Genomic DNA, 15,013 nt, shown 5'->3' on the forward strand with positions numbered 1-15,013 from the left:
GTTCCTAGAGTTTGAATTGTTTGATCATTTGGTTCAGTTCCAGCACCAGGGCCAACAACTGCTCTGTTTGCTGCTGATTCGACTTGGAATGGCTGGCGGTTTCTTCGGAGATACTCTTGATTTCCAGCACATTGTGATTGATGTCCTGGGTCACCCGGTTCTGCTCATCGGAGGCGACGGCCATCTGATGGTTGAGTTCGTTGATGCCGGCTATTTTGTCGGCTATCTCGCGCAGAGAATCCACCGCCCGCTGTACCTGGTTGATACCGTTTTCAGCTGTCTGTTTGGCGGGTTCAACAAATTTCACCGCGGCATCGGCCTCTTTCTGCAACGATGCGATCATGTCTTCGATTTCCCGCGCGGAATCATGGGTCTTCTTCGACAGGGCCCGTACCTCATCGGCCACCACGGCAAAACCACGACCATGTTCGCCGGCACGGGCGGCCTCAATGGCGGCGTTGAGGGCCAGCAGGTTGGTCTGCTCGGCAATGCTCTTGATCACCCCAAGCACGCTGCCGACATCGCTGGTTTTGTCATTGAGCTTGGTGATCATCATGGCGGCATTTTCCACCTCATGGGCGAGGGAGCTGATGGCCTGAATCGAGTCTTCCGCCACCTTGATGCCTTCCAGACTGAGGGCATTGGCTTCATCGGACATCTTGGCGGCATGGGCGGCGTTGGCACTCACTTCCAGTGAGGACTGCTCCATCTCGGCAATGGCGGTGGCCACCTGCTCGGTGGAAGAAGTCTGGTACTCTATGGCCTCCACCGTTTGCTTGGATTGTTGGTTAATGCGACCCACGGCCTCGTTAACCTCGTCGGTAGCCTGAGCCACCTGCTCCATGCTGCCGTGGATAAATTCCATCATGCGGTTGAACACCCGTCCCACCTTGCCAAACTCGTCCCGGGAATCCACCTCTACCCGGGATACCAGGTCGCTGTCTTTTTCGATGCGCACTATGCTGTTCATCAGGTTAGTGAGTGGGCCCGACACAACAGTGCGGATCAGCACGGCAAAGAGACCGAATCCGGCCAGAAACAACAACAACTGAATGGCGGTGGACTTCAGAATGTTCTGGAAAATCTGTTCATCCAATGCCTTGAGTGAGTAGTCGATACGCACAGTCCCCACCAGGGTGCCGTCGTCCACCTTATGGCAACCCAGGCAATCGGTACCACGGTAATCCTTGAGGGCATAAAAGGGATTGATGATGGTCAGCACCCGGCCATCATCGCCTTCCCAAATCTGTTCCAGGGTCTGGCCGGAACCTTCCAGTGACTGGCGCTCCAGTTCATCCCTGGGTTTCTGCTCGGCAGGTCCGGGGGCAAACTCGCCGTCATTCATGGTGTTCATTATGGGATGACGGATCATGCGCACATCCAGCACCCCTTCCTGGGCCAGGACCTTTTGTTTCACCAGATCCCTGTCGTCCATTTCATCGTTGATCATCATCAGATTCATCATGTCGATGTAGAAGTAGCTCATGGTGTCAACGCGTTGCCGGGCCATGTCATAGGACATGTTCTTCTCTGAGTGATAAACGGTGGCAATGGTGGCAACAGTGATAAACAGAAACACAATAGACAGGGACGCAAACACCTTACCGGTGACTGAGCCGATCATGTTACGAAAGAGTCTTGCCATAGCGTGTTCCTTAAAAAACTGTTCGATGGAGCCGCTCCCACAGAAGTTGCAGCACTTTCTAGCAGAGAAGAAAAAGTCCTTTATTGATATAGGACAAGTTATTCAACAAACGCTTAAGCATAGCTGCTGTTTTGTCGAATAAAAAACAATGACATAAGTGCTTTTCGCGAAATTTCTTGTTTTTATTCAAGGCTGTGATCAGGCGCACATTGCATACGGTATGCCCCTTAGGTCCCGCCGGGTGACGTTTCAGCCAACTCGACAAAATTACAACACTTTCAAAACGGACGTTTAACCATCTAGACGTCTAAATTGACAGAAGGCTGGTTATCCCATATTCTTTCGCCTAAGTTGAGGGCTAACCAGCCGTACTTAATAAGCATTCTCCCGGAAAAACAGACCTTTGTAGGTCGCATTCCGGGACTCACGAGAGAATTCAGATTGAACCAAGCGCCTAACGCTGCGGCCGGCCAACGCTCGCCCGCTTCCTTTGTGGCCCTGTTGCCACTGCTGTTATTTCTGGCCCTGTTTATCGGTGCCGGACTCTATTTCCAACACCAGGGGGTGGAATTCGCCTTCTACCAACTGCCCAGTGTGGTGGCCATATTGCCGGCCATAGTTCTGGCGCTGCTCCTGTCGAAGCAGGGGCTGAACCGGGCCATAGAAACCTTTATGGAGGGTATTGGCCACAGCAACATCATAGCCATGTGCCTGATTTATTTGCTGGCCGGCGCCTTTGCCGCCGTGGCCAAGGCCACAGGTGGTGTGGATGCCACTGTTAACCTGGGGCTGTCGCTTATCCCCTCCAATTTGCTGCTGCCGGGCTTCTTTGTGATTGCGGCCTTTATTTCCACCGCCATGGGCACCTCCATGGGCACCATAGCCGCAGTGGCTCCCATAGCACTTGGAGTATCCGATCAGGCCCAGATAGATCATGGGCTGATGGCCGGTGCCGTGCTCTCCGGAGCCCTGTTCGGTGACAACCTGTCGATCATTTCCGATACCACCATAGCCGCAACCCGCACCCAGGGCTGTGACATGAAAGACAAATTCCGTGAAAACCTGATGTTTGCGGCCCCGGCTGCCCTGATCACCCTGGTGGTATTTATTTTTGCCGGCCAGGGAGAGGCCCAACTGAGTGCCGGGCAGCCGGATTTACTCAAGGTGATGCCCTATCTCACCATCCTGGTATTGGCGGTAGCCGGTCTGAACGTGTTTGTGGTGCTTACCCTCGGCATAGTGCTGGCGGGTTTGACCGGACTGGTGGGCGATGGCTATGGACTGGTGCAGTTCGGCCAGGACATCTACAAGGGTTTTGGCAATATGCAGGAGATCTTCATCCTCTCCATGTTGGTGGGAGGGCTTGCGGCACTGATGCAACAGCAAGGTGGTCTGGCGTTTGTCAGCCGCGGCATTGAAGCTCTTATCCGACGCTTTTCCAGTGCCCGTGGCGAAGCATCCTGCCGCGCGGCCGAACTGGGCATGGCCGGAATAGTGTCCCTGACCAATACCTGCGTGGCCAACAACACTGTGTCCATTGTGGTCAGCGGTGAAATTGCCCACGAACTGGCCCGCAAGCACGGTGTCAGCCCCAAGCGTGCGGCCAGCATACTCGACATTTTTTCCTGTATCGTTCAGGGGCTTATACCCTACGGAGCCCAAGCTTTGTTGTTGGCGACAACCTTTGCCATCAGCCCACTGGAAGCTGTATCCTATGCTTGGTATTGCCTGATCCTCGCGGCAGTGGCCCTGGTCATAGTGATTTTTCGCAAACGTCACTGAGCCCGAGCGGGGACGGCGGTACAACCCTAACCCACAGTCGACCCCGCACACAGGGATATGTCATGGCAGACGAAGAAAGAACCGGCTACGGCCAGTACGATCCCCATAGATTGGTGTTTCATATGTCCATCGGTGGGGTCAGTATCTGTGCCCTGGGCATGTTTATTGCCTTGTTCGGGGTGTTCCAGCAGCAGGGATGGGAGACGCTGAATCTGAGGGTCGATCGTCTCGGCGATTACCTCAGTTCGCCCATGGCCTACGTCTACAATATCAGCCTGCTGTTTGCCGGCGTCAGTTTTATCACCGCCATGCTGGGACTCTATAACCTGCGCTATAACGAGTTCAGCCGCTATCTGGCCATAGTGGGTGCCTGTGCCGGCTTGGGCATAATGCTTATCGGCATTTATCCCTATAACGATGCCATGCCGCACCGCCTGGTGTCCTTGTTCTTTGTCCTTTCCAGCCTGGCGATGTTTGTGTTGCTTATCCTGACCCGGATAAACCACAAGCATTTGTGCAACCTGCCGCTGTTCTATGTGGCCATTGTGGGCCTGTTGGCCACCCTGACCCTGCTGGCCCAAATCGATCCGGCCACCTTTGATTACCGCCCCTGTCCGGTGGGGCAGAACCCCTGCTTCCTGGCCCTGAGCCTGTGGCTGCACACCGCCATGACCATGCTGGCGGGATTGGGCCTGGCGCTGGTGGCCCGGCATCTGGTGCATATGGCCATAACGGCCCGCGAATCCCAATAGCCTCTGCGACCTCAATCGATAGCCAGATGCGACTCGCCAAGTTTCTCGCCCATGCCGGTGTCGCCTCCAGACGTCAGGCCTGCCGCCTGATAGAGGCCGGCAGGGTGACCCTGGATGGACGGCCAGCCAAGCACACGGACGAAGTGCCTGTAAATGATCAATCCGACATAGTCGTGTGCGTCGATGGCAAGCCGGTGTCCCTGCCCTGCCACCACAGCTACTGGCTGTATCACAAGCCCGTCGGTATTGACTGTCGCTTGCGGCCCGAAGATCCCGCCAGCTTGCTGCACCTGCTACCCACCGGCACCAGGGTCTATCCCGCAGGACGGCTGGACAAAGACTCCCGCGGCTTGCTGCTGCTCAGTGACGATGGCGAGCTGACCCAGCGTCTGATGCACCCGGATTACCACCATGAAAAAGGCTATCTGGTGACCCTGAATAAGGCTGTGTCGCAATCGGCTTTGGACACAGTGGCACAGGGACTGGATTACGGGGAGGGTATGACCCGCCCCTGTCGGATGTGTTTGGTTGCACCGGATAGGGTGCGCATGTGGCTTACCGAGGGGAAAAAACGCCAGATACGCCGTATGTGGCGTGCACAGGGTTACAGGGTTGAGGATTTATTGCGGGAGTCCTTGATGGGGCTGACGCTGGATGGACTGCAGGAAGGTCAATTCCGCCCCCTGTCCCAGACCGAAATTAACCAGTTAAAAAAACAAACGGGGCTGGAATAGCCCCGTTTAGTCTTGAGTGAAAGTATTACTCGACTATGTCCATCTCGGCCAGCAGGTTATCCGCGTGGTCGAGATACTTCATCACCCACAGCATGTAGCGGCTGTCCACGTGGATGGAGCGGTTGATGTTATCGTCGTAGGCCCAATCGCCTATGATGCTCTCGTACACACCGTCAAACAGCAGGCCCACCAGCTCGGCGCGACCGTTGAGAGTCGGTGAGCCCGAGTTACCGCCCGTGGTGTCCACTGTGGAGAGGAAGTTGACCGGTACCGAGCCCAAGGATTTCACATGGAAATCACCGTATTGCTTGGCATTGATCAGCTCCAGCTCTTTCTTGGGAGCATCAAAGGGGTCAACACCCGTGTCTTTGGCTGTGATGCCCTCAAGACGGGTAAAGGGTACGGCGAACATACCATCCTTGGGCGAGTAGCCCTTGACGTTGCCATAGGTCACCCGCAGGCTGGAGTTGGCATCGGCATACACGGGTTTACCCAATTCCTTGTTGTGGGCAATGATGGCTTCCATATAAGCCGGACGCACCTTCAACAGTTCACCTTCCAGGCGTTTTTCTTCCTGTTCGCGGGCCATGGTGCCGTCAAAGGTGGCGACCGCCAGTTGGATAAAGGGGTCTTTGCTGGCCTTGAAGTCGGCTACCGACTTGTCCATCCAGGCCAGACGCATGTCTTTGTCACCCAATTGAGTGGCGCCATACATCTTGTCCAATTGCTTGGCCAGTTTCTTCTCATCGAACTTCTTGTCGATGCCGAAGAATTTGTCGAGATCCGCCAGGCGCTGCTCCGCAGGCAGGGCGGCATAGCGCTTCAGCATCTCAAACAGTATGGCCTTGTCCACCGAGGGCGCGTAACGGCGCTCCATACGCTCAAGGCTGGCCTTGAAGCGTTCCATGTCACGCTCCTGATAACCCGGCTCGCGCTCCATGTCCGACTTGGCTTTTTCGTGCGCCAGACGGTACAACCGCTCGGCCGTGTCCTTGGCGTAGGAATAGCCCATGTAATAGAGCAACAGATCCCGGTCCAGGTGTTGATTGCTTTGCGCCACCAGCTGGTCGAGGGTCGCCAGGGTTTGACCGTATTTGGCCTGGCGCTTGGCATCGGCGGAAATCCAGCGATTCAATTCGGCTTCACGGGCCTTTCTGTCATCCAGCATGCTGGACTTGCCATAGAATTCCAGCATGGAACCGAAATTTTTGGCGTAGTTGGCCAGGCTCGCCAGGGTGCTCTCGTACTTGATACGCTCATCGCTGCCGGCGGCGGCCGTCTGTTTGATCAGACTGATGATGTCTTCCCGCAGCTGCTTGCTCTGGGGGTAGTTGCTGGCGAACTGATTCGCCACTTCGGAGGCGCTGCGATAACGGTTGGTGCGGCCGGGATATCCCGCCACCATCACGAAATCACCGTCCTGTACCCCCTTGGCCGACACCTTGAGGAAACTCTTGGGTTCAAAGGGTACGTTATCCTTGGAGAAATCGGCTGGTTTACCGTCCTTACCCACATAGGCGCGGTAGAAGGAATAGTCACCCGTGTGCCTTGGCCACATCCAGTTGTCCACATCGCCGCCGTATTTACCAACCGAGGCGGCCGGGTTGTGCACCAGGCGCACGTCGCGGATTTCCATTTGTTTGACCAGGTAGTACTCCAGACCACCATGGAAACTGTATACGCGACAGCTGTAGCCTTTTTCCTGCTCACATTCGGCCACCAGTGCTTTTTCCTTGGCCTCAACCCCCTTGTAGAAGGCCTCACCACTGAGCTTATCCAGGCCGTCATTGACCTTGGCGGTCACGTCTGTGATGGCTTCGGTCACATAAATGCGTGAACCGGGGGCCGCCGGCAGTTCCTCATCCAGGCTCTTGGCCAGGAAGCCATTCGCCAGCAGGTTATTGTCGGCAGTGGAGTTGTATTGGATAGAGCCGTAAGCACAGTGATGGTTGGTCACCACCAGGCCCTTGGGCGATACAAAGGATGCGGTGCAGCCACCCAGGCTAATCACTGCATTCATGGGGAATTCGGTCAGTTTGGAGATATTGTCGGCACTGATTTCCATGCCCTTGGCCTTAAGCACATCCGCGAGGGCCGGCAATTGATGGGGTTGCCACATGCCTTCGTCGGCCTGGGCACCGAAACTGGCGGCAATGGCGGCCGGGAGTAACCATTTTTTCATTGTCATCATTCCATGTTGTCTGTTGTCGTTTTATCGGCGCCCAAAAAACAGAAAGTCGGGCACAAGGGCCCGACTTTATCACAGGAATTTAACAGTTCACAGTAATGGAAAACTGCTGTTACAAAGCAACTCTTCTCCCTGTTTAAAGCAACTATCCGCCCTGTCTTAGGTTACAGGGCAACCCAGAGCTGGGCGGCAATAATGGCGACGCCCGCTAACCCTATGGCAAACAGCGCACCCTGACCACCACTGACCTGGTAACCGCCCATATTGGCCTTCCTTTGTCCCAGTGCCATGGCAATGGGCAGGAAGATAATCATCACCACCAGCGGGATGGCGGCAAAACCCAACACGGCCACGAAGCCTTCGGGCACATAAAGGGCACACAGCAGCGGCGGCACAAAGGTGACAAGCCAGGTTTGCAGGCGTCCCACCAAGCCGCCGCGGGCACGGGTCAATTCTGCCAGAAAGTCAAACAGACTCATGGTCACCCCGAGGAAGGAGGTGATCAGCGCCAGATCGGCAAACAGGGAAATGCATTTGCTGACCATGGGCTGGGCGGCGATTTCCTGCAACGCACTGATAAGGTTTGGCAGGGAACCACCAAATCCTTCGATGGCGCTGCCACCGACAGTGCCCAGGGTGACCAAAAGCCACAGTACATAGCACACCAGGGGGATACTGGAGCCGGTCAACAGTACCTTGCGCAGTTTGGTCACATCGCCTTCGAGATAACGCACCAGGGTCGCAATACAGACATGGAAACCAAAGGAGGTGAATACCACTGGGATGGCCGCCATCCAGGCGCTAGCGGATGCCTTTTGCACCGCGTCTGCGGCTATGGTGCCCATATCCACTTCCGGCAACAGAAATACCACCACCAGCACCAACAGCAACACCATCAGGGAAAACAACAACCGCGACAGCTTATCGACCCAGGCCACACCCAATGCTGCTATGGCACCCAGACCGAAGGTGAAAATAAGCACGGCGCTTTGATGATCCAGGCTGATGTCGAACATGGTCTTGGCCCGCAGGGCCAGCAGAGAGGAACCACCGGTCAGATAGGCGGCCGTCAGGGCAAACAACAAGCTGAGAAACGAAGCCCCCTGAATAAACTGCCCCTTCTTGCCCAGGGTTTTACCTGTGATGACATGCACATTGTCACCCACACCACTGCGCAGGTTAATTTCCAGCATCAACAGTGAGGTATAGGCGGAGATGCTCCACACCAACACCAAAAGGATCAGCGCCGGTACTACGCCGAGCGCTGCGGTGGCCAAAGGCAGGGCCAGCATGCCGGCGCCAATGGCGGTCCCGGCCACAATGGCTGTCGAGCCAAGCATTTTCAAATTCACAAAACAGTCCTGTCAAAAGTCGCATCAAGCGTGATTATTGTTATTGGTGTCGGTCCCTGCCCGGCGCAGTTACAGCGAGCAATTACGGGGAAAATTGACTGTCATGGACATTAACAGAGCCACAAGCCCTCGGCAAGCAACCTCGGCCTGTTGTCTTCTCCCCGGGGGGCGCTATAATGGCCGCCTCGCTTTCGGGGGAGTAGCCAGCCCGGGACCAGTGTCCGGGAGTAAGCATCAACATACTTGGCCTCATGCCATGGTGCTTACGGTAGATCGCAGATTTATCCGGCAAGACCTGAGCACGGTAACCACCAAGATAAAAGGGGTGGCGGTTTATCGTGCTTCACGGTTTTAGCCACCCCTTAAGGAATCCCATGTTTGAAGCTTTCTCCGCCTCAGCCATCACAGTTGCCATCGCCGAGATAGGTGACAAAACCCAATTGCTGGCCCTGCTGCTGGCCGCCAGATTCAAAAACAAAACCGCCATTATCCTGGGAATATTGATAGCCACCCTGGCCAATCATTTTGCCGCCGCCTGGATAGGCCAATGGGCCAGCGGCCTCATCAGTCCCGAGCTGGCGCGCTATCTGGTGGCAGGCAGTTTCTTTGCCATAGCTCTCTGGGTACTGGTGCCGGACAAGGTGGATGCGGAGGACAGCCCCCTTTATAAGTACGGCCCCTTCCTCGCAACCCTGGTGCTGTTTTTCCTGGCCGAGATAGGCGACAAAACCCAGGTTGCCACCGTGGTATTAGCCGCCCGATACGATGCCCTGGTGGCCGTGGTGCTTGGCACCACAGTAGGTATGCTGCTGGCCAACGTCCCCGTGGTGCTGGCCGGTCATTTCAGCGCCGAGCGCCTGCCGCTGACACTTATCCGCCGCGGCTGCGCCCTGCTATTCGCCCTGCTGGGACTGGCCACCCTGCTGTGGTAGTCCACCAATAAAAAAGCCCCGATACTGTTCGGGGCTCACTGCGACAATTGGGCTTTCAGCTCTCTTCTATGACGGGTGCCTTGTACAATTTCACCAGGTAGTAGGCATCAATCAGCACGATAAAGAAGTTCACCAGGGCCACGGGATAGGCGGCGATCGCCAGGCCATAGGCCACAAACAGTGCCGCGCCCAAAAGATTCCACCAGCGCAGCTTTTTAATATTGGCCATCATCAAGGAGATGGCCACCACCACAGAGGCCAGATAGCCGACCCATTCCCACACAGTTGCATTGTCCATAGAGGATCTCCGCTGTTTTTTCCTAAGTGTAGCTTAACGCTCGACCACGGCGGCCGTCATACGGGAGATACAGGTCAGTTCGCCGCCGCTGTTGTGAATAAGCACCTCCCACACCGAGCTGCGTTTACCCAGATGCACAGGTCTGGCGGTCGCCGTCAACACACCGTTGCGGGCCGCCCGCAGATGGTTGGCATTGATTTCCTGCCCCACACAATAAAAGCGCTCGAAATCCACCACAAAATTAGCCGCATAGCTGGCCACGGTTTCGGCCAACGCCACGTTGGCGCCGCCATGCACTATACCAAGGGGATTATGTACCGCCGCCGACGCCGGCATGGTGGCCTGCATATAATCATCGCCAATCTCACTGATACGGATCCCCAGGGTCTGCATCAGGGTGCCCCGGCCGTGCAGGCCTTGGTCCATCTTGGCACAATCTTCCAGGGTCACGGGGCGGAACCAGATACTCATCACTTCTATCCTGTTGATGTCAAAGACAGCCAAGTGTACTTGGGCAAACCATTGGCGTAAACCGGCCCACTTCCCTTTGCCTGCCAAATCCGTTACAACAGGGCCAGGACTGATAAAAAGGAAATACTTAGATGGACTTACTCAAAATTGCCTCCCTGTTGCTGGCACTGGCATGCCCCCAACTTTGTTTTGCCCAAAGCCCTGCGGGTACCGCCCTGAGTTATGGCGAGCAATTCAGCCACCATGCCAAGAGCTTCGACAAGGATCGCCGCTACATGGTGGCCCTGCCCGAGCGTTATCAGGCAGGCGAGCGCCGTTATCCCGTGCTCTACATACTGGATGGCGACTTTCACTTTCGCCACGTGGCAGCGGCAGTGAACAACCTGGCCCGCATGGGCAAGATCCCGCCCATGATAGTGGTGGGCGTGGCCATGCAGGGAGAGGCCGACTATCTAAAGTCCACCACTTGGGCCAGTGCCGCCGAGGGACCTGAATTTGGCGCTGCCGCAACCATGCTCAAATACTTGAAGGATGAGCTGGTGCCCACCATAGACAAGCAATTTCGCACCAACGACAGGCGGGCCCTGGCGGGCTATTCCCTTGGTGGCCTGCTGGTGCTGCAAGCCATGGTGGAGCCGGGCAGCCCCTTCAACGCCTTTCTCGCCATGAGCCCCAGCCTCTGGTACGACAATTACAGCTTTAATCAGCAGCTGGGATCCTATATGACGGCCGCGAAGATCCCCTTGCCGCCGCTGTTCCTGTCGGTGGCCAATGAACAGGGCATGGGCGTGGCTGAGCTGAAAGCGCTCATCGATGCCAAGGGACCGGCCAACTGGTACACGGACTTCAAACACTATCCCAACGAGACCCACTACAGCACGGCCATGCCGGCACTGCTGGATGCTCTGGCATTCCTTGCGCCCAACTATTACAGCGATCTGGATACACTGCTGCCGCTGACTGACTATCGTCAGGTGCTGAACCATTTTGTCGCCAAACAGCAACAATGGGCCGGTTTCCGCTTCGAGTGGCTGCAATCCTATACCCTGGGCAAGTACCTGTTTATCAGCAAGCAACAGGATAAGGTCGAAGAGATGTTAAGCGCCTTTGTGGAGCGTTTTCCCGAGTCGGAGCTGGAGTTGACCCTGGGGCTGGTGAAGGCCTTCCTTAAGAAAGCACAACCGCAACAGGCCCAGGCGCTTTTGCAAAGGGTAGCCAAACAGGGTGAGCACAGTGCCGACTGGCATCAGCAGCTGAGCCTGGCCCTGGCTGCCGTGGGAGACAAAGCCAAGGCAGAGGCCCAACATGCCAGGGCGCTGGCGCTGGCCAAGGCCCAGCAATTGGAATCCTGGGAGTGGTGGGAACTGGGGCCGGAATAGGCCCCAAGTGCCCGCAAGCGCCAAGAAACAGTGACATGCAAAAATACTTGCCCGCGGCCTTTGCGACAACTGATTGTTTAATGTGGGAAATGTCTAAAACCCTTGCGCCATGCGGGTTTCAGGGACTTGCGCAGCCCCAGAGCCCCTGTCTATATATTAGTGTGGAGTCACCCTATCTGATGGCGATAGGGAGGAGGAGCATATGCGTGTTAAGCAACAATCAACAGGTGATCGCCGGGCGATTACCCTGACAGCCTCCCAGAACTGGGATAGGCTGACCAACGCCCAACGTTTTGCCTGCTACACCCTGGGCAAACTGGGTTATCAATTACAGTTTGTGCGCATCAGTGGCGATCGCCGACTGGCCATTACCCGCCAACAATCCCATCTGGCGACAGTGGATGAAGGCGGAGAAATAGACTTCAATCCCGGTATTACCCTTCGCCATTAAGCCTATGTAAGGGACATAAAACAAAAGGAGCCTGGGGCTCCTTTTGTTTTACCGCTGCAGGCTGTCAGGCTCATGCCGCCTTGGAGGTCAGTTGCTGCTCCAAATCGGACATCAGCATGATGGCTGTCCGGCCAAGCAGGCAATTAATGGTTTTTTCTCCCACCATTCCCAGCTCCAGCAGCGCGGTTTCACGGGCGCCGTGCACGGCGCGGAACAGGGTCATTTCACCTGCACCGTAACCACACAGACTGAAGAACAGGCGCATGACCGCACGGTAGTGAGGCTCATGCATGGCCACCAGCCAGGAACGCTCCAGCGCCTCGGCCGAGGAGAAATCCAGTGCCGCCACGAACAGGCGACCGATGCGCGCATCGAGGCGCACCAAAAAATCCATTTTCTTGGGAAAGTGATGGCTGATCCCGGTACGGCTGATGCCGGTTGCCTCGGACAGCGTGGTATAAGACATGGCCTCATACCCTATGGTGAGGATCTGCTTCAGTGCCTCATCCATGATCTGGTTTATGGTTTGCTCGGTTTGCACCTTGGAACGCTTAGCCATGATGATTGTATCCCCCATGTTATTTTTGTTGCCAGAGAGCTTACCAAAGCAACCAGAGGAATACCGCCGAAAAATGGCGTCAAAAGAGTGTTTCTGACTTTTGTTCAGCTTAGGTTCAGCTTATACCGCACAGCACCCCGGGTTATTGACCGAACGCTAAACCAAAGTCCTTTTCCAGCCACTCCCGGGTGGCTGATTTTCCCATAAGCCTCAGTAAAGTTGGGCTTATTACCTGGGCCAGTGCCGGCTTGCGCCAATACATGTAGCCGGGTAAGGGTTGGCTGTACCCCGGACCAAAGGTGCGCTGCAGCAGGCTGGAAAATTCCGCCAGACCGGCCTCTTGCAACTCCGGAATATCAGGATAGAAATCACCACAAAATGCCGCAAAGCTGGCATATTCAGCGATAACACTTAGGTCGTATTTTTTTAACAAATGTATCAGCAATAAGGATGACCAATGGGAGATGTTGCCTATGTCGCTTATCACCGCCAGGTTGCGGCGATGAAACTGCTGCCAGGCCAGCGTCAGCTCCCCTGTCTCACGTACCGAGCGCCAGAGCAGATAGGCATCGGCGAGCCATTCCTGCTGATATTCGGTCAGTTCGGCCGGTAACACTGTGCCACGCAGGGCCTGTACTTCCAGGTGCCCCAGCTCGTGCCACAGGGTCAATTCTGATTGCCGCGCCAAGGGCAGCACATAGGTCTTGCCGGCTATGATGGCAGATTGCTCGCTGGCATCGCGCTCCGGTGCCAGCAGTACCAGGCCGGCCACCTTGGCGTCTTCAAGCGGCAGTACCATGGCACTGCGGCCGCCCAGCAGGCGCGAGATCTCGTGCTCACCGGGCAATTGTTGGCGTGTCCCGGGCTGCAGACTGGCCAGACACTGCTGCAATTGCGGCAGGGGACACAGCAGTGCCTCTTTGCCTGCAATGGGCGCCGTTTGCAGCGCCAGCAACAATGTCAGGGCCAGGGAACTCACTTGCTGCCCATGATGTTCTGGATTATGGCCGTGGTGGATACGCCTTCCTCGAAGCCAAGCACCTTGACCTGGCCACCGGCCGCCATCACTTCGGCGCCTCCGGCAATATCCTCGACCTTGTAATCACCGCCCTTGACCAGGAGATCCGGCAGCAAGCGGGCAATAACGCGCTGGGGTGTGTCCTCGCTGAAGGGCAGCACCCAGTCCACCGCCGCGAGGCCCGCCAGCACCGCCATGCGCCGCTCCACCGGATTGACCGGCCGACCCTCGCCCTTGAGGCGTTTGACCGAGGCGTCGTCGTTAACCGCCACTATCAACCTGTCGCCGAGGGCACGGGCCTGGCGCAGATAGCTCACGTGACCGGCGTGGAGAATATCGAAGCAACCGTTGGTCATCACCACCCGCTCGCCCCTGAGCCGCGCCTGTTCCAGCGCATATACCAGCTGATCTTCACTGATAACACCGAAGCCCGACTCACCATCGTGGCTCTTGAGGGCCTCGATAAGCTCGATGCGGCTGACGGTGGAGGTGCCCAGTTTGCCAACCACCACACCGGCGGCGGTGTTGGCTATGGCGCAGGCCTGGGGCAGTTCGGCCCCGGCCGCGATGGCCGTGGCCAGGGCGGAAATCACTGTATCGCCGGCGCCGGTAACGTCATATACCTCACGGGCGACCGTGGGGATGTGCAGTTCGGGCGCATCGGCGGTGATCAGGGTCATGCCCTTTTCCGAGCGGGTGACCAGCACGGCGTCAAAGCTGAAGGCTTTGAGCAGTCCCTGTGCCTTGGCAACCAGATCCGCTTCGTTGGCCACAGGGCCCACCACGGCCTCGAACTCACTCATATTGGGGGTGATCAGGCTGGCGCCGCGATAACGGGAAAAATCGCTGCCCTTGGGATCCACCAGCACCTTGACGCCCTTGGCCCTGGCCTTGGCGATAAAGTCCGCGGGGTTGGCAATGGCGCCCTTGGCATAATCCGACAGCACCACCACATCCACCTCACCGAGCTGCTGCTCGGCCCGGGCCAGCAGCTCTGCGCTGGCAGCGGCATCGAAGGGCTCTTCAAAATCGAGGCGGATCAGCTGCTGGTTGCGGGACAGCACCCTGAGCTTGGTAATGGTGGGCTTGTCTTTTTGGATCAGCCAGCGGGGCTCAACCCCCAGGGCCTGCACCCCTGTGGTCAGGGCGGCGGCATTGTCATCCTCGCCCACCAGGCCCGAGAGCAGCACCTTGCCACCGAGCGCGGCAATGTTGAGGGCCACGTTGGCGGCGCCACCCGGCCTGTCTTCAATCTGGTTGATGCGTACCACAGGCACCGGGGCCTCGGGGGAGATACGCCCCGTGGGTCCTACCCAATACCGGTCCAACATCACATCGCCCACGACCAATACCCTGGCCTTCTCAAAAGCCGGCAACGTTACCTTCATCGCACACCCATTTTAAAATGCGGAAATTAAAGCGTGATTGTACCCAATTTTGCTGCGGTTTTGC

At 56.7% G+C, this 15,013-nt stretch carries 14 protein-coding genes; 6 read left to right on the plus strand and 8 right to left on the minus strand.

From position 1 onward, the window contains the following. Positions 1-4: 4 nt before the first annotated feature. Positions 5-1,645 carry a methyl-accepting chemotaxis protein gene (locus JYB84_RS14235; RefSeq protein WP_207320688.1) on the minus strand — a complete coding sequence of 547 codons (1,641 nt, stop codon included), beginning with the start codon at positions 1,643-1,645 and terminating at the stop codon, positions 5-7. 441 nt (positions 1,646-2,086) lie between these two features. Here JYB84_RS14235 and JYB84_RS14240 point away from each other — a divergent pair, with 441 nt between their 5' ends. The 3 genes from JYB84_RS14240 (at position 2,087) to JYB84_RS14250 (ending at position 4,913) form a co-directional block, all read left to right on the plus strand. Next, entirely contained in the window at positions 2,087-3,427 is a 1,341-nt protein-coding gene (locus JYB84_RS14240; RefSeq protein ID WP_207320689.1) for a Na+/H+ antiporter NhaC family protein, read from the plus strand. A 62-nt stretch (positions 3,428-3,489) separates the two neighbouring features. Next, complete coding sequence (locus JYB84_RS14245; RefSeq protein ID WP_207320690.1) at positions 3,490-4,179, plus strand: DUF998 domain-containing protein; 690 nt, start codon at positions 3,490-3,492, stop codon at positions 4,177-4,179. Positions 4,180-4,205: 26 nt separating this feature from the next. Further along, complete coding sequence (locus JYB84_RS14250; RefSeq protein ID WP_207320691.1) at positions 4,206-4,913, plus strand: pseudouridine synthase; 708 nt, start codon at positions 4,206-4,208, stop codon at positions 4,911-4,913. 25 nt (positions 4,914-4,938) lie between these two features. Here the strand turns inward: JYB84_RS14250 and JYB84_RS14255 are convergent, their stop codons facing one another. Together JYB84_RS14255 and JYB84_RS14260 are read right to left on the minus strand one after the other, a co-directional pair. Beyond that, positions 4,939-7,095: a S46 family peptidase gene (locus JYB84_RS14255; RefSeq protein ID WP_207320692.1), complete on the minus strand. Its 2,157-nt coding sequence runs from the start codon at positions 7,093-7,095 to the stop codon at positions 4,939-4,941. Between the two features lie 170 nt (positions 7,096-7,265). Then, a complete protein-coding gene (locus tag JYB84_RS14260) occupies positions 7,266-8,441 on the minus strand; it encodes an aromatic amino acid transport family protein (protein WP_207323246.1) in 1,176 nt (391 codons plus the stop codon). Between the two features lie 386 nt (positions 8,442-8,827). Here JYB84_RS14260 and JYB84_RS14265 point away from each other — a divergent pair, with 386 nt between their 5' ends. Then, on the plus strand, positions 8,828-9,385 hold the full coding sequence (locus tag JYB84_RS14265; RefSeq protein ID WP_207320693.1) for a TMEM165/GDT1 family protein: 558 nt from the start codon (positions 8,828-8,830) through the stop codon (positions 9,383-9,385). Positions 9,386-9,440: 55 nt separating this feature from the next. Here JYB84_RS14265 and JYB84_RS14270 read toward each other — a convergent pair whose 3' ends face one another. Then, on the minus strand, positions 9,441-9,683 hold the full coding sequence (locus tag JYB84_RS14270) for a YgjV family protein (RefSeq protein ID WP_207320694.1): 243 nt from the start codon (positions 9,681-9,683) through the stop codon (positions 9,441-9,443). Between the two features lie 33 nt (positions 9,684-9,716). Then, positions 9,717-10,154 (minus strand): PaaI family thioesterase, encoded by a 438-nt coding sequence (locus JYB84_RS14275; protein ID WP_207320695.1) that lies wholly within the window; start codon positions 10,152-10,154, stop codon positions 9,717-9,719. Positions 10,155-10,285: 131 nt separating this feature from the next. Between JYB84_RS14275 and JYB84_RS14280 the strand changes: the two genes are divergently transcribed. Both JYB84_RS14280 and JYB84_RS14285 read left to right on the plus strand, forming a co-directional pair. Then, positions 10,286-11,533 carry an alpha/beta hydrolase gene (locus JYB84_RS14280; protein ID WP_207320696.1) on the plus strand — a complete coding sequence of 416 codons (1,248 nt, stop codon included), beginning with the start codon at positions 10,286-10,288 and terminating at the stop codon, positions 11,531-11,533. A 202-nt stretch (positions 11,534-11,735) separates the two neighbouring features. After that, on the plus strand, positions 11,736-11,984 hold the full coding sequence (locus JYB84_RS14285; protein WP_207320697.1) for a hypothetical protein: 249 nt from the start codon (positions 11,736-11,738) through the stop codon (positions 11,982-11,984). A 70-nt stretch (positions 11,985-12,054) separates the two neighbouring features. Here the strand turns inward: JYB84_RS14285 and JYB84_RS14290 are convergent, their stop codons facing one another. The 3 genes from JYB84_RS14290 to hldE all read right to left on the minus strand — a co-directional run bounded on the left by JYB84_RS14290 (position 12,055) and on the right by hldE (position 14,949). Then, on the minus strand, positions 12,055-12,543 hold the full coding sequence (locus tag JYB84_RS14290; protein WP_207320698.1) for a TetR family transcriptional regulator: 489 nt from the start codon (positions 12,541-12,543) through the stop codon (positions 12,055-12,057). A gap of 142 nt (positions 12,544-12,685) precedes the next feature. Further along, on the minus strand, positions 12,686-13,522 hold the full coding sequence (locus JYB84_RS14295; protein ID WP_207320699.1) for a hypothetical protein: 837 nt from the start codon (positions 13,520-13,522) through the stop codon (positions 12,686-12,688). Beyond that, on the minus strand, positions 13,519-14,949 hold the full coding sequence (gene hldE, locus JYB84_RS14300) for a bifunctional D-glycero-beta-D-manno-heptose-7-phosphate kinase/D-glycero-beta-D-manno-heptose 1-phosphate adenylyltransferase HldE (RefSeq protein WP_207320700.1): 1,431 nt from the start codon (positions 14,947-14,949) through the stop codon (positions 13,519-13,521). Before hldE ends, JYB84_RS14295 begins: the two co-directional genes overlap by 4 nt. Between the last annotated feature and the right edge of the window lie 64 nt (positions 14,950-15,013).

This window comes from Shewanella cyperi (assembly GCF_017354985.1).
GTDB lineage: Bacteria > Pseudomonadota > Gammaproteobacteria > Enterobacterales > Shewanellaceae > Shewanella > Shewanella cyperi.